At 62.8% G+C, this 24,077-nt stretch carries 28 protein-coding genes; 10 read left to right on the top strand and 18 right to left on the bottom strand.

Annotated features, from left to right (window positions below; genetic code table 11):
- Window positions 1-20: 20 nt before the first annotated feature.
- Genes flgH through flgF form a run of 4 tightly spaced genes read right to left on the bottom strand, consistent with a single transcriptional unit; the run spans window position 21 to window position 2,837 of the window.
- A complete protein-coding gene (flgH, locus tag DT069_RS15345; protein WP_119461185.1) occupies window positions 21-752 on the bottom strand; it encodes a flagellar basal body L-ring protein FlgH in 732 nt (243 codons plus the stop codon).
- Window positions 753-791: 39 nt separating this feature from the next.
- Entirely contained in the window at window positions 792-1,283 is a 492-nt protein-coding gene (flgA, locus tag DT069_RS15340) for a flagellar basal body P-ring formation chaperone FlgA (protein WP_119461184.1), read from the bottom strand.
- Window positions 1,284-1,311: 28 nt separating this feature from the next.
- Window positions 1,312-2,097 carry a flagellar basal-body rod protein FlgG gene (gene flgG, locus DT069_RS15335; RefSeq protein WP_119461183.1) on the bottom strand — a complete coding sequence of 262 codons (786 nt, stop codon included), beginning with the start codon at window positions 2,095-2,097 and terminating at the stop codon, window positions 1,312-1,314.
- 20 nt (window positions 2,098-2,117) lie between these two features.
- A complete protein-coding gene (gene flgF / locus DT069_RS15330) occupies window positions 2,118-2,837 on the bottom strand; it encodes a flagellar basal-body rod protein FlgF (RefSeq protein WP_119461182.1) in 720 nt (239 codons plus the stop codon).
- A gap of 128 nt (window positions 2,838-2,965) precedes the next feature.
- Between flgF and DT069_RS15325 the strand changes: the two genes are divergently transcribed.
- Window positions 2,966-4,738: a tetratricopeptide repeat protein gene (locus DT069_RS15325; protein WP_119461181.1), complete on the top strand. Its 1,773-nt coding sequence runs from the start codon at window positions 2,966-2,968 to the stop codon at window positions 4,736-4,738.
- A gap of 314 nt (window positions 4,739-5,052) precedes the next feature.
- Here DT069_RS15325 and DT069_RS15320 read toward each other — a convergent pair whose 3' ends face one another.
- From DT069_RS15320 to DT069_RS15305, 4 genes are all read right to left on the bottom strand, one after another.
- Window positions 5,053-5,859, bottom strand: a complete 807-nt coding sequence (locus tag DT069_RS15320; RefSeq protein ID WP_119461180.1) for a DUF1217 domain-containing protein — start codon at window positions 5,857-5,859, stop codon at window positions 5,053-5,055.
- 27 nt (window positions 5,860-5,886) lie between these two features.
- Window positions 5,887-6,276, bottom strand: coding sequence for a flagellar biosynthesis repressor FlbT (locus DT069_RS15315; protein ID WP_119461179.1), 390 nt, complete (start codon window positions 6,274-6,276; stop codon window positions 5,887-5,889).
- A 19-nt stretch (window positions 6,277-6,295) separates the two neighbouring features.
- Window positions 6,296-6,649 (bottom strand): flagellar biosynthesis regulator FlaF, encoded by a 354-nt coding sequence (gene flaF, locus DT069_RS15310; RefSeq protein ID WP_162913220.1) that lies wholly within the window; start codon window positions 6,647-6,649, stop codon window positions 6,296-6,298.
- A 180-nt stretch (window positions 6,650-6,829) separates the two neighbouring features.
- Window positions 6,830-7,744, bottom strand: a complete 915-nt coding sequence (locus DT069_RS15305) for a flagellin N-terminal helical domain-containing protein (protein WP_119461177.1) — start codon at window positions 7,742-7,744, stop codon at window positions 6,830-6,832.
- 352 nt (window positions 7,745-8,096) lie between these two features.
- On the opposite strand from DT069_RS15305, the gene motA reads away from it, so the two are divergent.
- From motA to DT069_RS15280, 5 genes are all read left to right on the top strand, one after another.
- Window positions 8,097-8,990 (top strand): flagellar motor stator protein MotA, encoded by an 894-nt coding sequence (gene motA / locus DT069_RS15300; protein WP_119461176.1) that lies wholly within the window; start codon window positions 8,097-8,099, stop codon window positions 8,988-8,990.
- Window position 8,991: 1 nt separating this feature from the next.
- A complete protein-coding gene (locus DT069_RS15295) occupies window positions 8,992-9,474 on the top strand; it encodes a flagellar basal body-associated FliL family protein (protein ID WP_119461175.1) in 483 nt (160 codons plus the stop codon).
- Between the two features lie 6 nt (window positions 9,475-9,480).
- The gene (locus DT069_RS15290) at window positions 9,481-10,884 is read left to right on the top strand and encodes a hypothetical protein (protein WP_119461174.1); all 1,404 of its coding nucleotides are present in this window, start codon (window positions 9,481-9,483) and stop codon (window positions 10,882-10,884) included.
- A 77-nt stretch (window positions 10,885-10,961) separates the two neighbouring features.
- Window positions 10,962-12,170, top strand: coding sequence for a flagellar hook-length control protein FliK (locus tag DT069_RS15285; protein WP_119461173.1), 1,209 nt, complete (start codon window positions 10,962-10,964; stop codon window positions 12,168-12,170).
- 69 nt (window positions 12,171-12,239) lie between these two features.
- Window positions 12,240-12,848, top strand: a complete 609-nt coding sequence (locus DT069_RS15280; protein WP_119461172.1) for a flagellar hook assembly protein FlgD — start codon at window positions 12,240-12,242, stop codon at window positions 12,846-12,848.
- A gap of 287 nt (window positions 12,849-13,135) precedes the next feature.
- Here DT069_RS15280 and DT069_RS15275 read toward each other — a convergent pair whose 3' ends face one another.
- From DT069_RS15275 to DT069_RS15265, 3 genes are read right to left on the bottom strand one after another with little or no spacing between them, the layout of a single operon-like run.
- On the bottom strand, window positions 13,136-13,666 hold the full coding sequence (locus tag DT069_RS15275; RefSeq protein ID WP_119461171.1) for a hypothetical protein: 531 nt from the start codon (window positions 13,664-13,666) through the stop codon (window positions 13,136-13,138).
- Entirely contained in the window at window positions 13,659-14,000 is a 342-nt protein-coding gene (locus DT069_RS15270) for a rod-binding protein (protein ID WP_119461170.1), read from the bottom strand. The genes DT069_RS15275 and DT069_RS15270 overlap by 8 nt, the downstream gene beginning before the upstream one ends.
- 13 nt (window positions 14,001-14,013) lie before the next feature.
- Window positions 14,014-15,138, bottom strand: a complete 1,125-nt coding sequence (locus tag DT069_RS15265) for a flagellar basal body P-ring protein FlgI (RefSeq protein ID WP_119461169.1) — start codon at window positions 15,136-15,138, stop codon at window positions 14,014-14,016.
- A 426-nt stretch (window positions 15,139-15,564) separates the two neighbouring features.
- On the opposite strand from DT069_RS15265, the gene DT069_RS15260 reads away from it, so the two are divergent.
- Window positions 15,565-16,188: a response regulator transcription factor gene (locus DT069_RS15260; protein WP_162913219.1), complete on the top strand. Its 624-nt coding sequence runs from the start codon at window positions 15,565-15,567 to the stop codon at window positions 16,186-16,188.
- A 157-nt stretch (window positions 16,189-16,345) separates the two neighbouring features.
- Here the strand turns inward: DT069_RS15260 and DT069_RS15255 are convergent, their stop codons facing one another.
- From DT069_RS15255 to fliF, 7 genes are read right to left on the bottom strand one after another with little or no spacing between them, the layout of a single operon-like run.
- Window positions 16,346-16,813 carry a hypothetical protein gene (locus DT069_RS15255; protein WP_119461167.1) on the bottom strand — a complete coding sequence of 156 codons (468 nt, stop codon included), beginning with the start codon at window positions 16,811-16,813 and terminating at the stop codon, window positions 16,346-16,348.
- Window positions 16,810-17,478, bottom strand: coding sequence for a MotE family protein (locus tag DT069_RS15250; RefSeq protein ID WP_119461166.1), 669 nt, complete (start codon window positions 17,476-17,478; stop codon window positions 16,810-16,812). Before DT069_RS15250 ends, DT069_RS15255 begins: the two co-directional genes overlap by 4 nt.
- A 12-nt stretch (window positions 17,479-17,490) precedes the next feature.
- A complete protein-coding gene (locus DT069_RS15245) occupies window positions 17,491-18,090 on the bottom strand; it encodes a DUF6468 domain-containing protein (protein ID WP_162913218.1) in 600 nt (199 codons plus the stop codon).
- Entirely contained in the window at window positions 18,071-19,033 is a 963-nt protein-coding gene (gene fliM / locus DT069_RS15240) for a flagellar motor switch protein FliM (protein WP_119461164.1), read from the bottom strand. Before fliM ends, DT069_RS15245 begins: the two co-directional genes overlap by 20 nt.
- Window positions 19,033-19,473 carry a flagellar motor switch protein FliN gene (gene fliN, locus DT069_RS15235; protein WP_119461163.1) on the bottom strand — a complete coding sequence of 147 codons (441 nt, stop codon included), beginning with the start codon at window positions 19,471-19,473 and terminating at the stop codon, window positions 19,033-19,035. Before fliN ends, fliM begins: the two co-directional genes overlap by 1 nt.
- Before the next feature lie 10 nt (window positions 19,474-19,483).
- Window positions 19,484-20,200 (bottom strand): FliH/SctL family protein, encoded by a 717-nt coding sequence (locus DT069_RS15230; RefSeq protein WP_119461162.1) that lies wholly within the window; start codon window positions 20,198-20,200, stop codon window positions 19,484-19,486.
- Window positions 20,197-21,900 (bottom strand): flagellar basal-body MS-ring/collar protein FliF, encoded by a 1,704-nt coding sequence (gene fliF / locus DT069_RS15225; RefSeq protein ID WP_119461161.1) that lies wholly within the window; start codon window positions 21,898-21,900, stop codon window positions 20,197-20,199. The genes DT069_RS15230 and fliF overlap by 4 nt, the downstream gene beginning before the upstream one ends.
- Before the next feature lie 246 nt (window positions 21,901-22,146).
- On the opposite strand from fliF, the gene DT069_RS15220 reads away from it, so the two are divergent.
- From DT069_RS15220 to DT069_RS15210, 3 genes are read left to right on the top strand one after another with little or no spacing between them, the layout of a single operon-like run.
- On the top strand, window positions 22,147-22,503 hold the full coding sequence (locus tag DT069_RS15220; RefSeq protein ID WP_162913217.1) for a flagellar basal body-associated FliL family protein: 357 nt from the start codon (window positions 22,147-22,149) through the stop codon (window positions 22,501-22,503).
- A gap of 2 nt (window positions 22,504-22,505) precedes the next feature.
- Window positions 22,506-23,306 (top strand): flagellar type III secretion system pore protein FliP, encoded by an 801-nt coding sequence (fliP, locus tag DT069_RS15215; RefSeq protein ID WP_425450271.1) that lies wholly within the window; start codon window positions 22,506-22,508, stop codon window positions 23,304-23,306.
- 6 nt (window positions 23,307-23,312) lie between these two features.
- A complete protein-coding gene (locus DT069_RS15210) occupies window positions 23,313-24,077 on the top strand; it encodes a flagellar biosynthetic protein FliR (protein WP_119461159.1) in 765 nt (254 codons plus the stop codon).

Genomic DNA, 24,077 nt, shown 5'->3' with positions numbered 1-24,077 from the left:
TCCTCGCATCGCCAAGTTCATCACCAGGGCATGATGATGTCGAAGACCTGCTGGCCATAGCGTGGCTGCTGGGCGTCGCTGATCAACCCGCGCCCGCCATAGGCGATCCGCGCCTCGGCGATCTTGTCGTAGACGACCTCGTTGCGGGCGCTGATGTCCTGCGGACGGATGACTCCGGCGATCCGCAGGTCGCGCATTTCCTGGTTCACCAGGACCTCCTGGCGGCCGGCGATCGCCAGGTTGCCGTTCGGCAGCACATGGGTCACGACCCCGGCGAGCCTAAGGTTGATCTCCTCGTTGCGCGTGACCTGACCGCGTCCCCGGTTGCTGCTGCTGCTTCCGAACTCCGCCGCGTTGCTGAAATCCAGGTCGCCGCCGACCACCCCCTCGACCAAGCCGTCGAGGCCGAACAGCGCGTCGAGCCCTGCCTCCTCGCTGGCACTGCGGCTCCGGTCCGTCTGGTTTCTGAGCCTCGCCTCGTCATCGATATTGATGAGGACGGTAATGATGTCTCCGACCCGCTTGGCGCGCGGATCGCCGAAGAACACCTTGTTTCCCGACGCCCACAGCGAATTGAACTCGTTCGACGTGAGACTCGGAGCCGGCATCGGCATCGAGATCGTTCGCGCGATCTGGTCGTCTTGACCGGCCGTCACCATGGGGGAAAATTCGGGTGCCTTGCCGACATTTTCCAAGCGGGAGCAGCCGGATGCGGCAAGGAGGGCCACCATTCCGATCAGAGCGTTGCGCATGAGTGCGTCCTTCCTACTTGGCCGTCCAACGGGGCCTTCTTACCTGGAGATCTGGACCTCGCCCGCCCCGATCACCGAGGCGAACAGGATTTTGCCGCTACTCAGATTCGCCACGCGAATCAGTTCCCCCATGCTGCCGTCTTCGAGCGCCTTCGCCCGCATCAGCAGCCGGAGCGTTCCTTCAAAGAGGACGACCGTAACCTCCGAATTCCGCGGCACGAGAACCGGGATCTGAATCGACGAACTCGAAACCAAGCGGCCCGGCAGCAGGGTGCGGCGCACCTCCATCCCGACGAGAAGTTTCGCGGCGATGATGGTCGAGCGGCGCAACGACTCGGCCGGGACCGATATCTTCTCCAGATCTTCCGCGGTGATGATCTCGCCCGGAACCAGCCGCCGCGTCGGCACCATGACCGCGACCTTCTCCTCTGCACCGGCGGCGAGCGCCGTGCCGATCAGCATTTCGTCCGCGACCGGCAGGATCGCCGATAGCGCCAAGACGAGAATGCCGATACGCCCCCATTGCAACATCCGTCAGACTCCCCTCGCGATCAGGCCGCTAGCGCATCTGCGTCACGGTCGAGGACATCTGGTCGGCCGTCTCGACGACCTTCGAGTTCATCTCGTAGGCCCGCTGGGCGGAGATGAGATCGGTGATCTCCTGAACGATATTGACGTTCGAGCTTTCCAGATATTTCTGGCGGAGCGTGCCGAAACCGGGTTCGCCGGCGATTCCGATGGTTGGCGGGCCGGAGGCGGCTGTTTCCCTGAACATGCTGTCGCCGATCGCCTCGAGGCCGGCCTCGTTGACGAAAGTGGCGATCAGGAGCTGCCCGAGATTCAGCGGCTCCGGCTCGCCGTCGATCGTCGCCAGCACCTCGCCGCTCTGGTTGATCACGACGTCGGTCGCGTTCTCGGGGATGTTGATCCCGGGCTGAAGATCATAGCCGTCCGCGGTGACGAGCATGCCCTCCGGGGATTTTTGAAAGGCGCCCGCACGGGTATAGATGTCCTCGCCATCGGGCTGGGCGATCACGAAATAGCCGCGACCTTCCAGCGCCAGATCGAAGCTGTTCCCGGTGGGCGCCAGATTGCCCTGGATGTTCACGCGGCGAACGGCCGAGGCCTTCACGCCCAGGCCGATCTGCACCCCGGCCGGCACGATGTTCCCGGCATCGACGGACGGCGCGCCCTGCCGGCGCTCGTTCTGATAGATCAGGTCCGTGAACTCCGCCCGGGCCCGCTTGAAGCCCGACGTGTTCATGTTCGCGATATTGTTCGAGATGACTTCGACGTTGGTCTGCTGCGCCATCATGCCCGTCGCAGCGATGTTAAGAGATCGCATTCGATATCTCCCTCAAGACGTCAGGAAATCTTTCCGAGCTTGTCGATGCCCTTGCGCTCGACGCTATGGGCGTTGTCGACCATTTCAGCCGCCTGCTGATAGGCGCGCGAGAGCGTGATCAGCTCGGTCATGGCGACAATCGGCTGGACGTTCGACGTTTCGACCATTCCCTGGAGCAGCTGGGCGCCATCCGCCGGCTGCGGTTCCCCGGCCGTCCGATACAGCCCGTTGGCCTCGCGCTCCATCGTGGCGAGATCGTCCAGACGGACGACCCCGATCCGGCCGAATACACGGTCTCCCTCGACGATCGTTCCGTCCTTGCGGATATCGATCCGGGCGGCATCCTCCGGGATCTGAATCGACTGTCCGTCGGCGCCGAGAACCGGCTCGCCGTTCACGGTGACCAGCATGCCGTCCGGGTCCATGTTGAGCCGGCCGTCGCGTGTGTAGCGGATGCCCTGCGGCGTCTCGACCTGCAGCCAGCCGTCGCCGCGAATGGCGACGTCGAAGTCGTTGCCGGTCTTCTCGAAAGCGCCCATCCGCATATCGGTGTAGGTCGCCCGGTCGACGACGAAGGCCACCTTTCGGCCCTCCTCGGCCTTCGCCAGATGCTCGGCGAAGAGCGAGTTCTCAGCACGGAAGCCGACCGTATTCATGTTGGCGACGTTGTTCGCGACGACGTCGAGCTGCCGCCGCAGGGCGAGCTGACCGGACAGGCCGACATAAAGAGGAGTCTGCATGAGCACGCACTCTCGTTCTTGAACGCGGATTTAACCTAGAGGACGTAGTTTAAACCCGGGTTTCGATTCCGGCCGTTTCCGCCGAAGCCCCTGAAATAGTTACGCTTTGGACAACCGATTGGCACAAGATGCGTCACCGTCCTGGTCTTGCCTTCGCCATCTCCGCCCTCTTGACACTCGCAGCCCGCGACGACGCCGTCGCGGCCGGGTCGGTCCTCGTTCAAGACGTGGCAAGGCTGGACTTCGTCACCCGCCGCGCCGAACTCGACAACCGTATCGAAATGGTCGAGGGCAGGGAGCGGGCGAAGGCGCTGGTCGATCTCGCCGAGCTCTATCTGAGCTGGGGGTTCGCAGAGGAGGCCTATGCCCGCATGACGGAACTGGCGGAAGGGCATCCCGAGGCCTTCGCGGTGCGGCGCATTAAGGACAGCGCGAAGGTCGCCTTCCTCCTGTCCGGCCAGACGAACGATCCTCTCGGCCTTCGCGAGTACCGGATGTCCGACGACCAGCATGACGCCTTGTGGCGGATGGTCGCAGCGGCCACGGCTCATGAATGGCAAGTCACCGAGATCGATCTCCGCAGGGGCGTCAACGTGATCGACACCTATCCGCCGGCCTATGCACGGCAGATCCTGCCGCTGCTTCTGAAGGCGTCGCTCGATGCGAAGGACGCGACGTCCGCCCGGTTCATCGCCGAGGTCATCGCGGTCACGAAGGAGCGCGTTCTGGAGGAGGATTGCGAAACCTTGATGGTCGGCCGGCTCGCCGATCTGGAAGGGCATCCGGCCGAGGCCTACCGCCGATATATGACGGCGGCGAGCTACGACACCCATTGCGGCGCCGGGGCGAAGCTCGAACTCCTGACCATGGACATCAACGCCGGCGTGCTTGCGCCGGGCGTCGCCCTGGCGCAAGCACGCGAGATTGCGGAAAGCTGGCGGGGGAACAGCTATGAGGAGCGCGCCCTCTGGCTCGTCGCCGGTCTTCAGAAGACGCAGGGCGACGTGGTCAATGCCCTGGAGACGCTGCGCCGGCAGACGGATCGCTTCCCGACCGGCGATCTCCATCAGAGGGCGCGGGCCGAGGGCCAGGAACTGACCGGCAGGCTGCTGATCGAAGGGGTCGAGGCCCTTTCTCCGGAGCAGGTCGAACGGTTCCGGCGGGACTATATGGGCTTCGTGACTGACCCCGACCTGACGCGGCAGATCGACCGCCGCTATGCGGATTATCTGGCGGAACGCGGCCTGTATAGCGAGGCGGCGGCGATTCTCGCGAAGCTCCTCCCCGATGCGCCGGCCCAAACGGTCGATATCGCCAATCTGCACAACTCGGTCCTCTGGTACATGCTGCGGCCGGAGATTCGCGAGTCCTCGCTGCAGCTCGCCGAGATGCTCGCCAAGGGCGGCCGCCCGCAGGAGGCTTTGGACAAGCTGAATAAGATCGTGGACCTGGAACGGCCCGAGAGCTGGGACCACCAGGCCATGGAGATCTATGTGACGGCAATGGCCGCGCTCGGGAAGCTCGACACCGTCATCGACAGGATCGACCCTCTGCTGGCGCCGGACCTCACGAGGAAGGTCGCCAGGATCTATATGAAGGCCGAGAAATGGGAGGACGCCTTCCTGGCCTATGACGAGTTCCTTCAGGAGGACCCGGACGGCGCGCATGACAGCCGGGATTATGTCGATTATGCCGTGGCCGCCTATCTGTCCGGCTACATGGAGGAGGCCTCGGGCCTGCTGCAATATCGGGCCAGCGCCTGGAGCGACGGCGAATGGTCTTCCCTCATCACCAACCTGATACAGCCTTACCAAACGACCGAGGAGGACCCGCAGCAGGCCATCGACACCCTCCTCGAGCAGACGGACTCCCTCATCACCTTCGGCACAGCGCTGAACTGACACGGTTTGCGATTGTGCCCGGAGGTTCGCTCAGGGTCGTGCTCGGGCCTGTCTATCCGGGCATCCCGTAGGAGCGGCCCTGCGTGGCCGCCCCAATCCGAACGGAGCGATAGGGCGCCCGCATAGGGGGCCCGCCTGAGTTGCCGGTGCCCACCCTTCCGCTGCTCGGGTCTCTCCCTCCCCCGCATGCGCGGGGAAGGGTTGGAGAAGGGACGTCGGCTCAGCGCTAAAACCGTAAAGGCACAGAGGGGCGTCAAGCCCTCTGTGCCTCTGTGGCTGTTCTTCCCTTCGAGGAGAACGCGAAGGGCCGCGGATCAGATCTTGTATCTCGCAAGGTCCGCGAGCAGCGACGGGTCGATGGAGAAGATCTGCGCCGAACCGGGAGCCAGCGGCTGAATCGGCGCGATGCCGTTCGCGATGAGGACGGCGTTGCCGCCCATGGCGCTGGCCTGCTGCATGTCCCAATGCGCCCCGAAGCGCTCGATGAACTCCTTGCGCTTCACCGGATCCTTAAAATCCTCGAGCTTCAGGCGATCTTCGAAATAGGCCGCCTGCCGGTCGATATTGGCCAAGGAGAATTCTTTGGGAAGACCGAGGCCGGTCCGCACGACCTCGGCCAGTGCCGGATCGGCCAGAACTTCGTACCAGTTCTCCGCCTTGGAGATCTGACGGTCGAAATAGAGGGCCAGACGCACGGCTTCGCTCTCTTCGCCCTGCCGCAGTTCGAGTTCCTGCGTCAGGTAGCGCTGCACGACCGCCTCGACATTCTCCTCGAACAGCATGTTCAGGTTGCCGCTCTCGGCAAATCCGAAAGCCTCGGCGATCTCGCGATATTTCGGATCGTCGAGACGGTTGGCGGTCGATTTGTCACTAAGAATCCCTTCGTCGAAGACCTTCTTCATCAATCCCTTCGCATAGATCTCGGATTCGAGGCCGAAGGCCTTCATCGCGAAGGAATAGAGACGATAGTCCTTCATCAATCCATCGCCGCTGTCGACCTTCCCGATATTCTCCCGAAAATAAGCCGCCTCGCGCTGGATGAAGGCCTCCTTGGAGAGTGCATCGATGCGCCGGTCATAAGTGCGCTGGACGAGACCGATTTGTCCAAGGGTCGTGAGCATGATGCGTTCTCCTTCTCGGCAGTTGTCTCAGCCCGCCAGGAGCTGCTTCTCATATTCGAGAACCGGTTTGAGCGCGACCAGCGCCTTGTAATAGTCCTTGGCGTCGACGCAGCTTATCGCCTGGTGAAGCTGACCCAGCATCTCCGGGTTCTCGAGCACCTCGAGAACCTCGTGCGTATAGTGGTCGAAGTGCCGGCGGTGCTGGTCGGCGGAGGACGGGTCGATCAGCATGAGCTGCGCCGCGAAATAGACGCGCCGCAGCGGCGTGTTCACGTCCTCGCCCTTGAGGATGTCCGGCCCGCGAATGACATGCGCGTGGTTCTCGACGGAGATCGTCGTGCGCTGCGACTTGCATTTGATCACGGCGCCATTGATGACGCACTGGTCGCCGTGGAGAAGCCGGATATTGAGGCCCATCGGTCCCGTGCCTCCGGCCTTAGCTCTTCGGTGCGAGGCCGTTGATCACGGCCTCGTTGACGTCGATCAGCGCCGACAGCTCGGTCCGGCCCATTGCCGCAGTCGTGCTTTCCCGCTGCACCCAGAGACCGAGCGAGATCAAGCCCTCCTTCATCTCCGTCGACAAGGTGTTGCCCGGGTCCGCGACATCGGCGATGACGGCGGCCCAGAGCCGGCGGTTGGCGTGCACGGCCTCGTGAAATTCGCTGGTTCGGGAGGCGAGCTGCGCCGCGTGGCGAAGCTGCGCCGTCACGCGTTCGAAGACCGTCCGTTCCGCAACCCGCGGATCGATAAATGTCCGCTTTGTCTGCTCATAGGCGCGGATTGCTTCCATGCCATGGTCCTTCCGCTTCATGATTTCGGCGGTGGAAAGGTTAGCACCGGATGTTTAATCTGCGTTTTAAGGTTGCCTGCCGGCTCGCCGATACTGGCCCGTTCGGTAAGGAAAGGCCCGCCCCCGGAGGGGGCGGGCCCTGGATTCACCGCGATCGAGGCGCGCGAATCCCCCGGTCGATTAGCGAAACAGCGACAGAATGTTCTGCGGCTCAGCGTTCGCGATATTCAGCGCCTCGATGGCCAGCTGCTGCTGGACCTGCAAGGCCTTCAGCCGGGCGCTCTCCTTGTTCAGGTCGGCGTCGACCAGCACGCCGATTCCACGCTCCGTCGCGTCGATCATCTTCGTCATGAACGTCTTCTGATCTTCGATACGCGACTCGACAGAACCAAGGAGCGAACCGATTTCGGTCGCCTTGGCGACGGCTGCCTCAACCTCGGCCAGCGCCCCCTCCAGATCCGCCTGGGTGGTGGTGTTGTCGAAGGTGAAGGCGGCGCCAAGGATACCGCCGCCGACGAGGGCGGTTGCGGTGCCGCCCAACTCCGTGCGGAAGTAGCCGGCCGCGCTGCCGTAGTCGGAATTCAACGGGTCGAATACAATGTACTCTGGCGTCACCGTGCTGCCCGACCGGACAAGCGAGGCCAGGATGTTGACCGGAGTACCGGCATTGGCCGTGTCGTTGATCGAACCGTCGAGCCAGTTGCTGCCATTGAAGCTGGCGCTGGCGATGATCGTTTCGATCTGGGCTTTGATCTGCTGAACGCTGTCGTCGATCTTCACCTTGTCGACGCCAGGATCCTGCGCATTGACCATTGCCTGTTTCAGTTCGTCGAGTTTCTCGACGATCGCCTCGTTCGCTGCGGTGGCCATGCCGGCCGTCGACAGGCCCAGGCCCAGGGAATCGGTGATCGCCGAGAAGCCGGAATTGTCGGTCCGCATCGTGGTCGCGATCGCCCAATAGGCGGCGTTGTCCTTGGCGGTCGCCACGCGCATGCCCGTGGAGATGCGGTCCTGGGTCTGCATCAGGTTGGAGCTGACGCTCTGAAGGGTCTGCAGAGCGGTCATCGCGCCGACATTGGTCAGAATTGAGGCCATATCCTCAGTCCTTTCATTCTAAGGTTGCTTTGAGGTGTCCCGCCTTCTGACGACCTGCAAGGTTCGATGTCGTTTCTACGACCCTCGATCCCGAGATGACGCGGCGATGCTGCCACCACCAGTTTAAAGCCGGGTTAAAAAATTAGGTCGTCGGCGCAGCATTTGGAAAATAAACATAGCTGCCGAGCGAACAACATCGAATGCCACCTGAATTATCTAAAAATCAATTCCAGACACCTTAAATAAGTAGCCGACCTTCACACCTTAAAACTCCTTTTAACCGGAAATTTCTACTGTCGGCCTCTTCATACGACTCGAGCGAACATCATTCGCCTCGGTAAGGAGAGGTTCTATGGGTCCGTTGATCGGCATTCTTCTGGTCGTCGCGGCGGTGGGCGGCGGCTATCTCGGCATGGGCGGGAACATGTCCATCTTGTGGCAGCCCTACGAGTTCGTCATCGTCGCGGGCGCCAGCGCCGGCATTTTCGTGCTTGCCCACCCGCTGCCCGTCGTCAAGGACACCTTGCAGGCGATCGGCGAGCTGTTCGCCGGCAAGCGCGAGAAGGAGAAGGACTTCCTCGAGCTTCTCGGGCTGCTCTACACGCTGCTGCGCGCCGTTAAAAGCAAGGGGATGCTGCAGCTCGAGCGACATATCGAGCATCCCGAGGAGAGCGAGTTCTTCCAGCAGTACCCGACCGTGCTGCGGAAGAAGCGGGCGGTCCGGTTCATCTGCGACTATCTCCGCCTGCTGTCGCTGGGCACGGCGAAGCCGTTCGAGATCGAGGCGCTGATGGACGAGGAGATCCGGATCCTGTCGAAGGAGTTCCACGGTCCGACGCGCGCCCTCAAGATGGCGGCCGAGGGCCTTCCGGCGCTCGGCATCGTGGCGGCCGTGCTCGGCGTCATCAAGGCCATGGGTGCGATCAACGAGCCGCCGGAAGTCCTGGGCCAGCTCATCGGCGGCGCGCTGCTCGGAACCTTCCTGGGCGTGTTCCTGTCCTATGGGGTCGTCGATCCGATCGCGTCGCTGATCCGCGTCAATCGGGAATCGAGCATCAGCTATTTCGTCTCGATCAAATCGACGATTCTTGCCCATCTGAACGGCGCCGCGCCGCAGGTTGCCGTCGAGTATGGGCGCAAGGTCATCCATTCCCAGACGCAGCCGAGCTTCGCCGCCGTGGAAGAGGCGACGATCCTGGACACCGAGCTTGGAAAGGCCGCTCGTGCATCGGTGAAGGCGGCATAGCATGGCCCTCTCCCGCTTCATCACCTTCTCCGTCGCCAGCGCGCTCTTCGGGCTGGTCTTCGGCCTCGCGGTCGGCAGCCACGCCATGGGCTTGCTCTATCCCAAGGAGAACTCGCTCCTCCATCAGGCCGAGAAAACGGTGGAGCCGGACCCGTCCCAGAAGACCTATTTCGAGCTGGGCCAATTCGTCGTCCCGGTGGTGCTCAACGGCAGGACGCAGGCCTTCGTCCTGGCCGAAATCACCGTTTCGCTGGAGACCGAAGAACAGAAGAAGGAAGCGGCCAAGCACCTTCCCCACTATCGGGACGCGGCGCTGCAGTCGCTCTACGCCTATGCCGGAACCGGCGCCTTCACCAATGGCAGCTTCGATCCCGGCGACCTGGCCGAGCGCATGGTCGGCGACCTGAACACCACGCTCGGCACCGCCGTTGTCGATCAGGTCCTGTTCAACCGACTGATGCTGCAGGATAACCTTCGGTCGTGATCGACAATGAGGCCGCCGGTCGACACGCTTCTGTACATCACTGATTCGGGAGCCCTGCAACAGGGGAGCGCGGCCCATCGCGAAGCGCGACAGCTCCAGGCGAATGCGCTCATCATCGGCCGGCCCAGCCTCTTCGTCCCCGGCCAGGAGGCCATTCGCGTCCAGGCCGTGGCGACGCAGACCCTCAGCGGCAACATCGTCCGCATCGAGACCCCGCTCGGCGACTTCGCCATCCGGCAGACCGATGCCTTCAACGGCGAAAGAAGCGGAGCGGCCGACAGGGCGGCGGCGGCCCAAGGCGGCGGCGGCGCCGAAAGGGGCGGAGGGGCTGAAAGAGGCGGAGCGGCAGAAAGCGGCGAAAGAGCGACGACCAAGCTCACCGCCGGACAGCGGATCATTCTGACCATCTCTCCGTCCGGCACGAGCGCGAAGATCGAGATCCTGCCGCAGCTTCCGACCGGGGTCGCCGAGGCCACCGCCCGCCCGTCGCCGGCCATGGTTTCGATCGTCGGATCTTCGACCCCCGCCCACAGTCCGATGTCGGCAATCGGTCAGACACGCGGCGTCAACCTGGACCAGGCGGTGCGTGGCATCAGCGAGTTCGAGGCGTCGGCCGTCGGATCCGAGAAACGCACCGAGCTTTGGCTCCAAAGCAATCTCGAGGCGAAGGGCGGCAAAGGGGAGGTGGACGCGCAGCGCAACCTCGAGATCGCCCGCGCGTTCAACGACGCCAAGAGCCTCGCTACCCCGAGCGCCGCAAGCCGGATCGCCGCATCCTTCCAGAACCTCCAGACCTATGACGATGTGACGAACGCGCTTGCCGGCATCAATCCCGCAGTGATCGAGGGCGGGTTGCGGATCGCTCCGCGCCTCAACTCCACCTTCGGCTTCGCGCTGATGTTCTTCCTGTTGACGCTTCGCGGAGGCGGCCTGAGGGCTTGGCTCGGGCGGCTGGGCACGAACGACACGGACTTCCAGGATGCCGACCAGCTCTTCGATTTCCTCGACCGCCATGTCGGTCCGCGGATGCGCGACCTCGGCCCCTACGGCTTCTGGGAAGTGGTGCTGGTCCCGGTGATGATGAAGTCGCTGACGCAGATGGTGTGGGCCGTCAAGCACGAGGCCGTGGATCCGGAAACCGGCGTTCGCAGGCCGGGTCAGCAATGCGCGCTTCAGATGATGCTGCCGGTATGCGGGCCGCTACAGCTAACGGCCCTTCTCTATGGCAGCCATCTCAGCATCACGATCCTGACAACGACGGTCCTGCCGAAGTTTCTCAGGAACGACATCCAGGCGAACGCGCCGCAATGCTTCGGACGCTTCGCCTTGCGGGGTAACGTCGCCTTTACCAACAAACCCAGTTTCTGGCTGCCGCTTCTCGAAGGCGAGATCGTTAACAGCCTGCTCTGATACGCGCGGAATCGAAACCTGCCTTTAGACATTCGCCGGTAGACTTCTCGGCTGGATAATAAGGAAGGCGGAGTGCGATGATCGGCTCGAATTTGATCGAAACGCCGCAGGATATTCTGGCGAGGTCGCAGACTCGAACCTCGAGCAGCTACAGCGCCGACGACAGGAAGAACCAGGACTCCTTCGACGACTTCCTAAGCAGCGCCGAACGGCCGGGGACCGCGGACGAGCAGGCGCCCGTTTCCCGCAAGAACCGGAAGGACAAGTCGGCCGACTCCACGGAGAATCCGACCGATCAGGCCGGCGGCCCCGCCGCCGAGATGAGCGGGAAGCCGAGCCCGGAGTCGCCGAAGGGCGAAGTCGAAGTCCCGGAGAACGACCAGGCCGCCGCAATCGGCGCCGTCCTGCTTGGCTCCCCCGGGGCCCCCAAGGTCGGCCAGTCCGCTTCCGCGGAAACGCAGTCGACCCAGCTCGCTCAGGCCGGCCTGCTCTCCGGCAACCCAAAAGGCGCCGGCTCGCAGATGGCTGCGGCCGCCGCCGCGGAAGGGGATCAGAGCGGGGTCGAGCTTCCGCAGCTATCACCGCAGGCCGCCAAGCCGAAGGCCAAGCCGGACCACGCTGCCGCCTCGGGCCAGGCATCGACCGAAAAGACGCGCCAGCCCGATGCCGCCGCCGCCCTCAAGGCCGCCGCGGCCGAGGGCCAGACCGCCCAGTCGACGCCGTCATCGCAATATGCGGCCACCTCTCTCTGGGGGGCGGAGTCATCGCTTCGACAGCAGAAGACGATTCGCAGCGAGCCCGCCGAGGTCGGCCTTGTCGGCCGTCTGTCCGGCGAAGGCCAAGTCGGCGACCACGCGCGCATCGCGGGGCGCGAGACCGCGCAGCCGGCCCAACAGGTGGCTGTGCATATCATTCGCGCGGTGCAGTCCAAGCAATCCGTTCTCCGAATCAACCTTCATCCGAAGGAACTCGGCCAGGTGGACGTCACCATGGAGATGCAGGACGGGCGGCTCAAGGTCACGATCCTCGCCGAGCGGCCGGATGCCCTCCAGCAGCTTCAGCAGGGCTCCCGTACGCTCGAACGGGCGCTGCAGGAGGCCGGGCTCGACATCAGCCACTCCGACTTCCACTTCGCCTCGCGCGACGGGCAATCCGGATCGGCCGATCGGCAGACCGGCTCGCAGGACCGCTTTTCGGTGGCGGGGCTGGCCGCCGGAGACGATCACGAGGCCGGAACCAGGACCACCGCCCGCTATATCGAAGGCGTGCTCGATATTTCGCTCTAGCCCCTGATTGCACAGTCGAATCGACCGACCAACGCCTTACGTGAGTTGGTTCCGGGTCCAAGGAGGACGATGATGGAAATTCCCCAGACAACCAGCGATTACCAAGCCTTCCTGAAGCTGATGACCGCGCAGATGCAGAATCAGGACCCGCTGGCGCCGATGGATGCAACGCAGTTCGTAACCCAGCTCGCGCAGTTTTCCCAGGTCGAGCAGTCGGTCCAGATGAACGGCAGGCTCGACGAGCTCATGAAGGCCATCTCGTCGATGTCGTCGCAGGGCAGCCTCGCCCTGATCGGCCGCGATATCGAGGTCGCCAGCGACGTCCTCAACCTCCAGGACGGATCGGCCGATTTCTCCTTCGTGGTCGAAGGCGAGCCGTCGGAGGTTCGCTACACTGTCCGGAATTCGCTGGGCCAGCCGGTCCGCTCCGAAACCATTACCTATGAGGGCGGGCGGCAGACGGTCACCTGGGACGGCCTGAACGACGAGGGCACGGCGCTGGAGGACGGCCCGTACATCATCACCGTCGAGGCGAAGGACGCGAGCGGCGATACGCTGCCTACGGCGACCTTCGTCAGCGAAACCGTCAAGCAGGTCATTCAGGAGGACGGGAGGACGGTCCTCGTGCTGGAAAGCGGTCAGATGATCGACGCGTCTCAGGACATGGTGATCTCATAGCACCGCCGCATCGAACGGCATGCAACCAGGAAGGGGCCAGCGCGCGCTGGCCCCTTTCTCGTTTCCGGCGCTATCGAGCTCCCTTACCGGCGAGCATATCGATCGACACACCCTCACCTCCCCTCGTCCCTCTCCGCAAGCGGGAAAGGGGGGCCGTCGCGCAGCAATGGGAGAGTGGGGGTAATCGTCACCGGTGATGCCGTTCATCCGCCCGGTTCGGACACAACCGTCAGGGCGCCCACATGGGGGCGCCCCTACTTGTTCTCTATGAAACTGGGGCCGGCGGGTTAGAGATCGAGGTTGATGCCGGCCGGCGAGACCTCGGTCGGGCGCACGGTCTTGCCGCCCCGCGCGTAGAGGCCCTCGCTGTTCTCGGCCTCCATCGCCTTGACGGTCAGGTCGACCACGCGCTTGACGGCGCCGTTCAGCGCCTCGAGGGCCGCCATGTTCCGGCGCGTCGCATCGTCGAACCGCCGCAGCCGTTCTTCGGCGTCGATGCCCTTATAGTTGGCGCGCAGGGACAGCCCGTCCTCGACGGCCTCGTCCAGGATGCGCTCCATGCTTGCCAGCATCTGCTCTTTCGCCCGGGCAAACTCGGGAATGGCCGAGATCCGGTGCTTCCGCACGGCCTCGCATTCCTGATCGAGAATCTCCGTGAGCTTGTCGATCGCCTCGCAGAAGCCGGCCGCCAGCTCCTGGCGCCGAGCCTCCCTGGCTTCGTCGATCTCGCCCGAAGGAGACACCTGCTCGGGCTCCTCTGCAGCCGGGGCGGCGTTGAAATCCCTGATCTTCTCACGAAGGCGGAAAACCTCATTCATCGCCGCTGCCCTCCGCACGCCCATAGTAGTTCATGATGTCTCCATATACGCGCTCGGCAATGCCGATGGAGCCGTTCTCGGCTACGCTGTCGGCATAACCTTGCAGGAGAAAGCTCCGGTACATCTTTTCCGCATTCCCGCCGCCGAACATCCCGTCCGTCTTGACGCCGGCGAACATGAACTCGAACATCTGGGACAGAACGAGCGACTCGAACTCCTGCGCCGCCTTCCAGCTATCGCTCGACTTGTCGATGTTCTGAGCGGTCCGCTCAATGTCACGCGTGACGGCATCGGCCCGCAGCGCCATTGCCTGTGAAACTTGGCTCACGTCCATCGACCCCGCCCTCCTAGATTACTTCGATCTCGGCCTGCAGCGCTCCGGCAACCTTGATCGCCTGCAGGATCGCGATGATGTCCCGCGGCGTCATGCCGAGGCGATTCAAGCCGGCGACGAGCGCTTCGAGGGTCGTGTAGTCCTCCAGGACCGCGAAGCCGTTCCCCTCTTCCTCGTCGACCTGGATATTCGTGCGCGGCACGACCACCGTCTCGCCCGTCTCCGAGAAGGGGGACGGCTGCGACACCTGGGGGGTCTCGGTGATCTGGACCGTGAGATTCCCCTGGGTGATCGCCACCTTGCTGACGCGCACTTCATTGCCGATCACGATGGTGCCGGACTTCTCGTCGATGACCACCTTCGCCACCGCGTCCGGCGTGACCATCAGATTCTCGATCTCGTAGATGAAGCGCGCCACACGCCCTCGATAGTTCTCGGGGATGCGGACCTGCACATTGTTGAGGTCGAGCGCTTCGGCATTGTTCTGATTCAGATGGTCATTGATCGCATCGGCGATCCGGATCGCGGTGGTGAAATCCGGGTTCCGCAGCGACAGGCTGACGAAGGGGATGTCGTCGAGCTCGACACCGACTTCCTTCTCGACGATCGCGCCGTTGGCGATCCGGCCGGTTGTCGGAACGCCCTTCGTGACGCTTGCAGCGTCTCCCGACGCGCCATAGCCCAAAATGACTATCGAGCCCTGGGCGACCGCATAGACCTCGCCATCGGCGCCCATGAGCGGCGTAACCAGAAGGGTTCCGCCGGCCAGGCTCGTCGCGTCGCCCAATCCGGAGACCGTGACATCGATGGGGGATCCTTGCTGCGCGAACGGCGGCAGCGCGGCCGTGACCATGACGGCGGCAACATTCTTCGTGCGGAGGTCCTGATCGCGCACATTGACCCCCATGCGCTCAAGCATGCTGGTCAGGCTTTGCTCCGTAAAGGGCGTGTTCCGAAGCCGGTCGCCCGTTCCGTTCAGGCCGATAACCAGCCCATATCCGACCAGTTGGTTTTTCCGCACGCCCTCGACACGAACGATGTCCTTGATCCGGCTGGGCGACGCCCAGGCAGAAGACTCTGCGACGAGCACACATCCGACCAGGGCGGCCAGGACGAGGGTGGCAAGCGTCTGTCTCATGGGTGCTTTGGGCTCGGGACCGCTGTTATGACCGGCCAACCTTACCGACGGAAGATTAAATCCGGTTGAAATGTCGGGGCGTGGCGACGGAAACCTTTGATTTGTGCCGGGGATCTGGCTGAAGTTTTATAGTAAATTTGGCGTTATCTATATAATGAAATAGAAAAAAAACAATAGATTTACCACTCATAAAATAATTCATCGTATTTCCTACGTGTAGTTGCGGGCACGAGCTCAACGCGCTCGCGCATCTTCCCAAGGGAATATCGCAACAGGATCGAGGAACTATTCAAAATGAGTCATATTGTTCTTTTCGAACCTAACAAGACAATTGCCGAATCGATACAGTCGGCTTTTGCCCGAAGCAAGATAAAGTGCGAGATCGCCGCAACGACCGACGCTCTCAATCCTGTCTTGGACGGGACGATGGAGTTCGACAACTGCCATGGAATTCTTGTCGGTGGGGTCGAGAATCAATCCGAGTTCGTGCGCTCGTTCAGGCAGAGCGGCTGTGCCGCTCCCATCATCGGATTGCTCGATCATCGGAACAGCGAAGAGTCCGTACGCATGCTGAGCGCCGGATCCGATGACGTGCTGATCAAGCCGATCAGCCCGGTCGAAGTCATGGCGCGCATCAAGGCGGTGGTCCGCCGGGGCTTCGGGCATTCCTCCGGCCAGGTCCAGATCGGACAGATCACCGCCTACCTCGATGGCCGGGACCCGGAGGTGAACGGTCAGCGGATCAAGCTCAGCCATCGCGAGCACTCGATCTTCACCGAGCTGGCCTTGCGGGTCGGCAAGGTGGTTTCGAAGGAATCCCTCTACGATACGATCTATGGAATGCTGGCGTCGCAGCCTTACGACAAGGTGATCGACGTCTATATCTGCAAATTGCGCAAGAAGCTCGCCTCCTATACCGGCGGCGCCGAGTACATCGAAACGGTGTATGGCCGCGGCTACAAGCTTGAAGCGCCGAAGGCCGACCGGCCGGAAGTCAAGCTGGCCATCGTTGCCGAGGAGGATGCCGCCACGCTGCAGCGCGCCTCCTAGAGCACGATTCGATCAGGTTGGATCAACCTGATCGAATCAGTCTCTAGAGGGCGCCCTCTACGAGAAGGCACAGAGAATTCCATTTTCGCTCTGTGCCTCTGTGCTTTCGTGGTTCCGAGGGAGGATATCACCCGGCAGGTAAACCGTGCGGCAACGGTCACGACGCCGTCTGGTTGCGCCTGGCGTTGTCATAGACCTCGAGGCGCTCGACGAAGTTCTGAGCCGCCGCCTCGAAGGCGTGACCCGGCTCGACGGTGAACTCCTTCAAGCGGCAGGACTGCGTGAAGCCATCCGTATGCAGCAGGAACAGCGCCCGATAGTTCGTCGCCTCGTAGGTGAACTCAAGGAACACCTGCGGCGGCGAGCGCCAGGCGAGATGGAATCCTCCCTTTCCCTCGAAGCAGAAATTGTTGGCGCCGGGGATCGTGCTCAGGCTGTCAGCCACATAGTCCGTCAGGATGTCCGTCCAGGAGTTGCGCAACTCGCCGATCAGATAAACGGGATCGACCGAAAAGATCTCCTGCATCGGATCCTCGAAGAGCTGAAAGAGGGCCCGCTCTATCCTATGGACGACCGACGGGTTGCTGTTCCAAGCCTCGACGTTCGTGACAATTCCTCGAATCATTCTGCGCTCTTCAACTTGGTGAGGCTGCGACGGAGAGCCAGCTCGCCGGTCACCTTGCGTGCTGTCGCTTCGGAGAGCCTGGCCAGGATCGGCGCCGCATCCCGCTCCTTCATCGTGCCGATGATATCGACCACGATGTCGGAGTTCATATCCTCGAGAATCCGCGCTGCTTCCTCCGGCTTCATGTTCCTGTATATCTTGACCAGCTGCTGAATGCTGGCCTCGTCCATCTTCGACTGTCGCTGGAGCAGCTGCTCGAGCTCCCTCTTCAGCGCCGCCAGGCGGACGATCTGCTCCTCGACGCGACGCTCCGTCGCCATCAGCCGAAACAAGCGCCCCTCCTCGGACGACTGTTCGGTTGCGCACACCGCCATTGGCGCTTCCGGGCTCACGGCAGCGGACATCGCCGCCATTGAATTCGGTGCGTCGGGGAGGAGCCTCCGCGCCTTATCGGCGTCAGGTCCGAATGGAGCCACCACGGGATCGGCATTCTTCGGATCGCCTTCGCGGTCGATCAGATCCTCGGCCCAGGGGCGTGGGTGATCGCCGAACCCCAAGGAAGACGACACGCCCGCCAAAGCCGGGCTCTCTTTGACGAGAACATCGAAATGCAAGGGGATCGCCAGCATCATCGCCAAGAGCGTTATCGGCAGAATCCTGAACACCGTCGGCCTCCCTTAGGCTGATTCCGGCTCGCCGTAGAACATCTGCATCGCGTCGGCGCGCACATCCTCGTCCGTTGCGCGCCGCGGCATCCAGGGACGACAGCTCTTTGGCCCGTCGGGCTTCTTCGTGGGGAACAGTTCCCTTGTCGTGGCGGGACCGCGCTCCGTGCCGGCCCCGTCCGGCGCGTTTCCGGTCGGCGGGCCGGCATCCGGCATCGCATCCTTGCTTGCCTCCGAACGGCGCCCTCTCTCCCGAGCGTCCGGCGCGAGCCGCTCCCGCGGCGGATCGCCGGCGGCAAGCCGGACCCTGTCGCGCGCGAGAATCCGGGCCTCGGCACTCGCGTCGGCCAGAGTCTGCTTGATGTCGCCCTGGACCTTCTGGGCGCGCGCGATGGCCCTCTCCAGGTTCTGCGTGACGGCCGTCGCATCCGTGTTCAGGCGCGTGACCGTCTCGGCCATGTCACCGGTCGCCCTCGCAAACCTCTTGATCGTCGGGCCGATCTCGTCTTGGCCGTTCTTCAGCGCCCGGAGGCGACGATTGACCAGAACCATGTAGGTCGTCGACGCCATCAGCATCAGAAGGAGCGCAAGGTTAATTAGATACAAGATCATTGAGAAACTCCTGCTTCTCTGAAGCCACGGTATCAACCTTGATGGCAATGCTCCCGTTGGATTGCCCAACCTCGCCGCGAAGCAGAGTCTTGTTGTTGCAAACCAAGCGAGCGGGTGTCTTGGTCGTCGCGTTCAACGGTATGGTCATTCCTACCCGCCATTTCGATACTTCGCTGAGCGGGATCAACTTCTCGTGCAGCACGCCGACGACTTTCATCTCGGTGCGCTTGATCTCACCCTTGAGATGGGTTTCCCAAACCGGATCACGGCCAAACTTCTCGCCCATGAACATCTGCAGCAGCAGCTTGCGAATCGGCTCGATCGTCGCATAGGGGAGAAGGATCGTGATCCGGCCGGACACCCGTTCGAAGTTCACCTGTAGAGCGACCGAAATGGTGGCATTGCTTTCCCGACAGATCGCGGCGAATTCCGCGTTGGTCTCCATCCGCTCGAGCGAGAACTCGACCTCGGTGATCGGGCTGAACGCCTTTTCCAGATTCTGCATGACCAGGCGGAGCAGCCGCTCGCTGAGGCGGCGCTCGATCGGCGTGAAGGACCGCTCCTCTTCCAGGCGCGCGCCCCGCTGCTTGCCGCCCAGCAGGATGTCCACGCAGGAATAGACCATGGGGGCATCCGCGGTGATGAGGAACTTGTTGTCCCATTCCCGCGAATTGACCACGGCGATCATCGAATGCGGCGCCACATCCGCCAGCGCGTCGCCGAACCGCCTCACTTCATGGGCCTCGACCATAATGCGCACGTTTCGCGAGGTCAGTTGACGGATGCTCGTGGTGAGGAGACGGACCAGCCGATCCATAACCACGTTTAGCATCGGCAGGCGCTCTTGCGTGAGCGCCGCCGAATTGGTGAGCTGAGCCAGAACGTCCCTACGGGGCGGCGGCGTCTCGCCGTCCGGACGTTCCATCACGGTGTCGAGCGTCATTACAGCTTGATCCCGTCGGTCGGCAGGTCGTTCGCTACGATCTCCGTCAGGGTGACGCCGAAACGCTCCTCCTCGACCACGACCACCTCGCCGCGGGCGACGATGCGGTCGTTCACCATGATGTCGACGGGCTCCCCGACCTTCTGATCGAGCTCGACCACGCTGCCGCGGCCAAGCTTCAAGAGGCTTGCCACCGGCATCGCAGCGGCCCCGAGCACGACCTGCATCTTCACCGGCACGCCGAGAATAACCGCGAGGTTGCGGTCATAGCTCACATCGTTGCCTGCTTTGCCGCTCGACGCGCCAGAGCCCCCAACGGCGCCCCCTGGCGCCGAGCCAAGACCGGTGAAGTTCGCCTGCTTCTGCTCGGGCGAGGGCGTCTTCACGGCTCCGTAATCAGGCGCCGCCGCTTCGCCAGATCCAACTTCCGAATCAACCATCCGACCTTCCTCAGTCTCCATGACCGACACCTTGAACATTCTGGGAAATACTCACAGGGCTTGCGCGGGACAGCGTCTGCATCACACGGTCGACCGCCCGACCGACTTCAACCTCGATCTCCTTGGGGTCATAGCCCACGCCACCGCCGTCCCACTGAATATCGATAGCGCCATTGGCGAGGGCTTCGTCGACGACGACCTCCCTCACAGTCTCCATGTTGTCGTGATCGCGCGCGTCCGCGACCGCCGCCTTGACGCGCGCGTAATGGGCCGGCGACACCCTGATGATCAGGCGTCCGCCGCCCCGCACCTTCGCCATCGCCTCTGCAACCAGCGAGTCGATCTTCAAGCCGGCATTCGCGCTGAGGAGCTCCGGCGCCAAGCGCTGAACGAGAACGGTCACGGTATTCGCGGCCTCCATCTGTATGCCCTTCTCGATCCGGCCGAGATCCTTCGCGACGGCTTCGATCTGGCTGCCGATCGAGGATATCTCGCTGGCGATATTGGCCTCATGCTCTCTCCAAGCGCTCGCACGCCCCGCCTCGTAGCCAAGGGCATGAGCTTCCGCATAGGCTTCCTTCCTCGCATTCTCGACGGCGGCTTCGACACGCGCGCCGATGATCTCCTCGATCATCTCCTGCGTCATCTCGCTCTGGGGAGCCTCGGTATCGTTCCCGTCGGGCCCCGGATGGAAGATGCGATCGAATCGATAGGTTTCGGTCCTCACGCCGCGCGCTCCTCATAGATCCATGCGCGCAGAATGCTGACCGCCTCGTCGGGATACTCCTCGACGATCTCGCCGAGTTTCGCGACGGAGGATTCGCGCACCTTGCCCTCCACCGCGCGCAACTCGATCATGTTGTCGACGAACTGATCCATGTCGGACCGTTTGCCCAGTCGCGGCGTTCCATCCATGCCCGTCTCGAGGAGGTCACCGTCGCCCAGACCTTCACCCGGGAGTCCGGCCATCGTCGGGTCGCCGCCCGACTGATCGGCCAGCGCCGGCGGACCGGCCTGAGCCTTGTCCTTCGCGGAGGCCAGAAGCCGTGAGAGCAGCGGCCGCAGACCGAAGAGGACCAGGAGACCCACGACGATCAGAAGCACGGCGGACTGGATGATCGTTCCCAGGTTGCGCAGCACGACCTCGCTCACCCCCGGGGGACCGACAGCTTCGATGTCCTTGCCAACATTGAGGAATTCGACATTCTCGACCGTCACGACATCGCCGCGATCCTCGTCGAAACCGACCGCGGTGCGCACGACGTTGGCGATGACCGCAAGCTCCTCCTCGGTACGGGGGCGATACACCGCCTCTCCGGCCTCATTGGTCGTCGCGACGCCGTTGACCAGAACGGCGACGCTCAACCGCTCGATGTCACCGCCTTCGCTGATACGTTCGCGCCGGATCGTGCTGAGTTCGTAGTTGATCGTTTCCTCAGTGCGCGTGGACTGGGTGCTCGACTGGCTTTCGGGCCCGTTGTCCACTTCCTCGGCCGGCAGGTTCTGTTCCACGGTGACGGGCGGCTCGAAGCTCCGATCCGTCGAGGAGTCGGTCTCCGACATATTGCGGCGCGACCGCTCGATCTGGCTGTCGGGGTCGAAGATCTCCTCGGCGACGACCTCGCGATCCCTATCGATGTCAGCCGTCGCCATGACGCGAAAGTTGCCGAGACCCAGATAGGGCGTGAGCAGTTCTTCGACTGCCCCGATCATCCTGGTCTCGGTCTGGGCCTTGATGTCGCTGACCCGACTGAGCAGCGGCGACGACCCGTCCGCCTCGGCCGCCAGAATATTGCCGGCGGTATCAAGCACCGTGACATTGGACGGCTCAAGGTTGGGCACCGACGCGGCGACAAGGCGCTGGACCGCGGTGGCCTTCTCCTGCGGCAGCTGCTGGTGATCGGCGGTCCGGATGATCACCGAGGCGGTCGGCGTCGGCGCGGTCCGGCTGAACGCTTCGCGGTCGGGCATCACGATATGAACGCGCGCCGCCCGTACGCTGTCCATCGTCTGGATCGTGCGGGCGAGTTCACCCTCCAGCGCCCGAGTCTTGGTCACCCGCTGCATGAAGGACGTCAGGCCGAGGGCGCCCTGCTCGTCGAAGAGCTCGTATCCCGACTTGCCGTTCGACGGCAGCCCGCGTTCGGCGAGCGCCATGCGAGCACGTGGCGCGTCTTCCGGCGCGACCAGAATGGCGGTTCCGTCCTGCTGGACGTCGAAGGCGATTCCCATCTCCTGAATCGCTCGCCCCATCCGGGTGACTTCAGCGTTGCTGAGCTCCGAATAGAGCACGGTCATCTTGGCCTGGGACATCATGATCGACATCGCCACGATCGCCGCCACGACGGCCGCGCCGATCCCGCCCAGCAAGATCAGTCGGCGAGTTCCAAGGCCCCGCAGATTTTCGAGAACCGTCTTCACAGTCACCCCGAATTTTAAACTTTCCGAAGATCCGCGTCCTTATTGTGTCCGCGTCGACGAGGCCACCGTAGCGATGAAAGTTTTCGCCGTGGTTTACGTTCCAAAAATCGCCAAAGGAGCCCATTCCGGCGGGCCGGATCATTCGAGACGAGGACAGATGCTTTGAAGTGGATCGCATTCGCTTTCCTGGTACTCCTGCTTTTTTCCGGGGCAACCCTTGGATTCTTCTTAGCAATCAATCAGAAGCCGATAGTGGAGACCGCAGAGGCCTATTACGCGGTGCTTAGCAAGCCCGAGGGCGCCGAAGCCGGTCCCGTCTTCATCGACATGCCTCCGATCATCGCCAACCTCCGGCATACGGCGAACGGCCGACTGATTCAGCTTGGGTTAACCTTAAAAACCAGCCGTGAGGACCGGCAGGAGGCCGAGTGGCTGGTGCCGCATTTCACGGAGACCCTCCATGATTATCTCCGCGGTCTTGACGAGCGCGAGATCGAGGGCAGTGACGGGATGAGAAAGCTGAAGGCGGATCTCGTCGCCCGCGCCGCGGCCATCGATCCCGACCGAACCATCGACGCCGTTCTCATCCAGAGAATGGTTATTCAGTGATCATGAAGGCCCGCGCATTCTTCATGATTCTGGCGCTGGCGGGCGCCGGCCTGATACTGGGCAGCCAACCCGCAATCGCACAAAGCCTCGACCTTGGGGGAATCGTCGGCGATGAGGGCGGCTCGCTGACCGGACGGATCATCCAGTTCGTCGCCTTGCTCACCGTGCTGAGCATCGCGCCCGGCCTTCTCATCATGGTCACGAGCTTTACCCGAGTCGTCATCGTGCTCTCGCTGCTGCGCACCGGCCTCGGCCTGCAGCAGACCCCGCCCAACATGGTGCTCATCAGCCTGGCGCTGTTCGTCACCGCCTATGTCATGGCGCCCACATTCGACCAAGCCTGGAACAACGGCCTCAGGCCGCTGCTCAATGAACAGATTACCGAGGAGCAGGCCTTCAACCGGATCACGATCCCCTTCCGCCACTTCATGTTCGACAATGTCCGCGAGAAGGATCTGGCACTGTTCGACAACCTCTTCGGGCTTCTCTACGAAAAGAGCGACACCGAGCGACCGGCGCCACCCCGCGAAGAGGCGACGCCCGTGGAAATCGCCGAGGAGATCGATCTGCGGGTCCTGATCGCCGCATTCATGATTTCCGAGCTGCGGCGTGCATTCGAGATCGGCTTTCTGATCTTCCTCCCGTTCCTCGTGATCGACATCGTGGTGGCGACGGTGCTTATGGCAATGGGAATGATGATGCTTCCCCCGGTGATCATCTCACTGCCGTTCAAGATCGTTTTCTTCGTCTTGATCGATGGATGGTACTTGCTGACGGCAGGTCTCGTTCGGAGCTTCCTGTAGCGTGCGATGCCGGGCCTCGAGCTTCTTGCAACGACCAGCATCTACAATTTCTTCCTCGTCTTCGTAAGGGTCGGGGCGGCACTGATGCTGCTACCGGGCCTCGGCGAGATGGCCATTCCGGCCCGCATCCGCCTGATCGTGGGGCTCGTTCTCGCCTTGGCGCTGATGCCGATCGTCTCCATGAACACGGGCGGCGTGCCCGAGCAGCCGGCCGATATGGTGCTGGAGATCTTCGTCGAGCTCGTCGCCGGCGCATTCATCGGAACCACCACCCGGATCATCTTCGCCGCGGCCCAGGTCGCCGGACAGATCATCGGTCAGAGCATCGGCCTCGCAATGATCTTCTCGACGCCCAACACCGGCTTCGAAGGCGGCTCCGTCATGGCGACGGCCCTGGTCATGGGGGGAATAGCGATCATCTTCCTGGCCGACCTCCATTACCTGATGATCGAAGCGATCGTTCGGAGCTACATCATCCTGCCGTCGGCGACGCTGCCCAACTGGTCCGATCTGTCCGAAGTAACGACGGAGGTCGTCAGCCGGAGCTTCCTGGTCGGCGTTCAGTTCTCGGCGCCGTTCCTCATCATCAGCTTTCTGTTCAATGTCGGCCTTGGCCTGACAAATCGGATGATGGCGGCCCTTCCGGTCTTCTTCATCGGCATGCCGTTCCTGCTCGCGGGCGGTGTGTTTCTCGTGTTCGTAACCATCGAAGCCATACTTCTGGGTCTCGCCAGCGAGATGGCAAACTGGCTCCGCACGCTTGAGGTATAA

This window comes from Virgifigura deserti (assembly GCA_003576685.1).
GTDB classification, from domain to species: Bacteria; Pseudomonadota; Alphaproteobacteria; order Dongiales; family Dongiaceae; genus Virgifigura; species Virgifigura deserti.
Note: the sequence above shows the minus strand (reverse complement) of the source record. Positions and strands in the feature narration are given on the sequence as shown.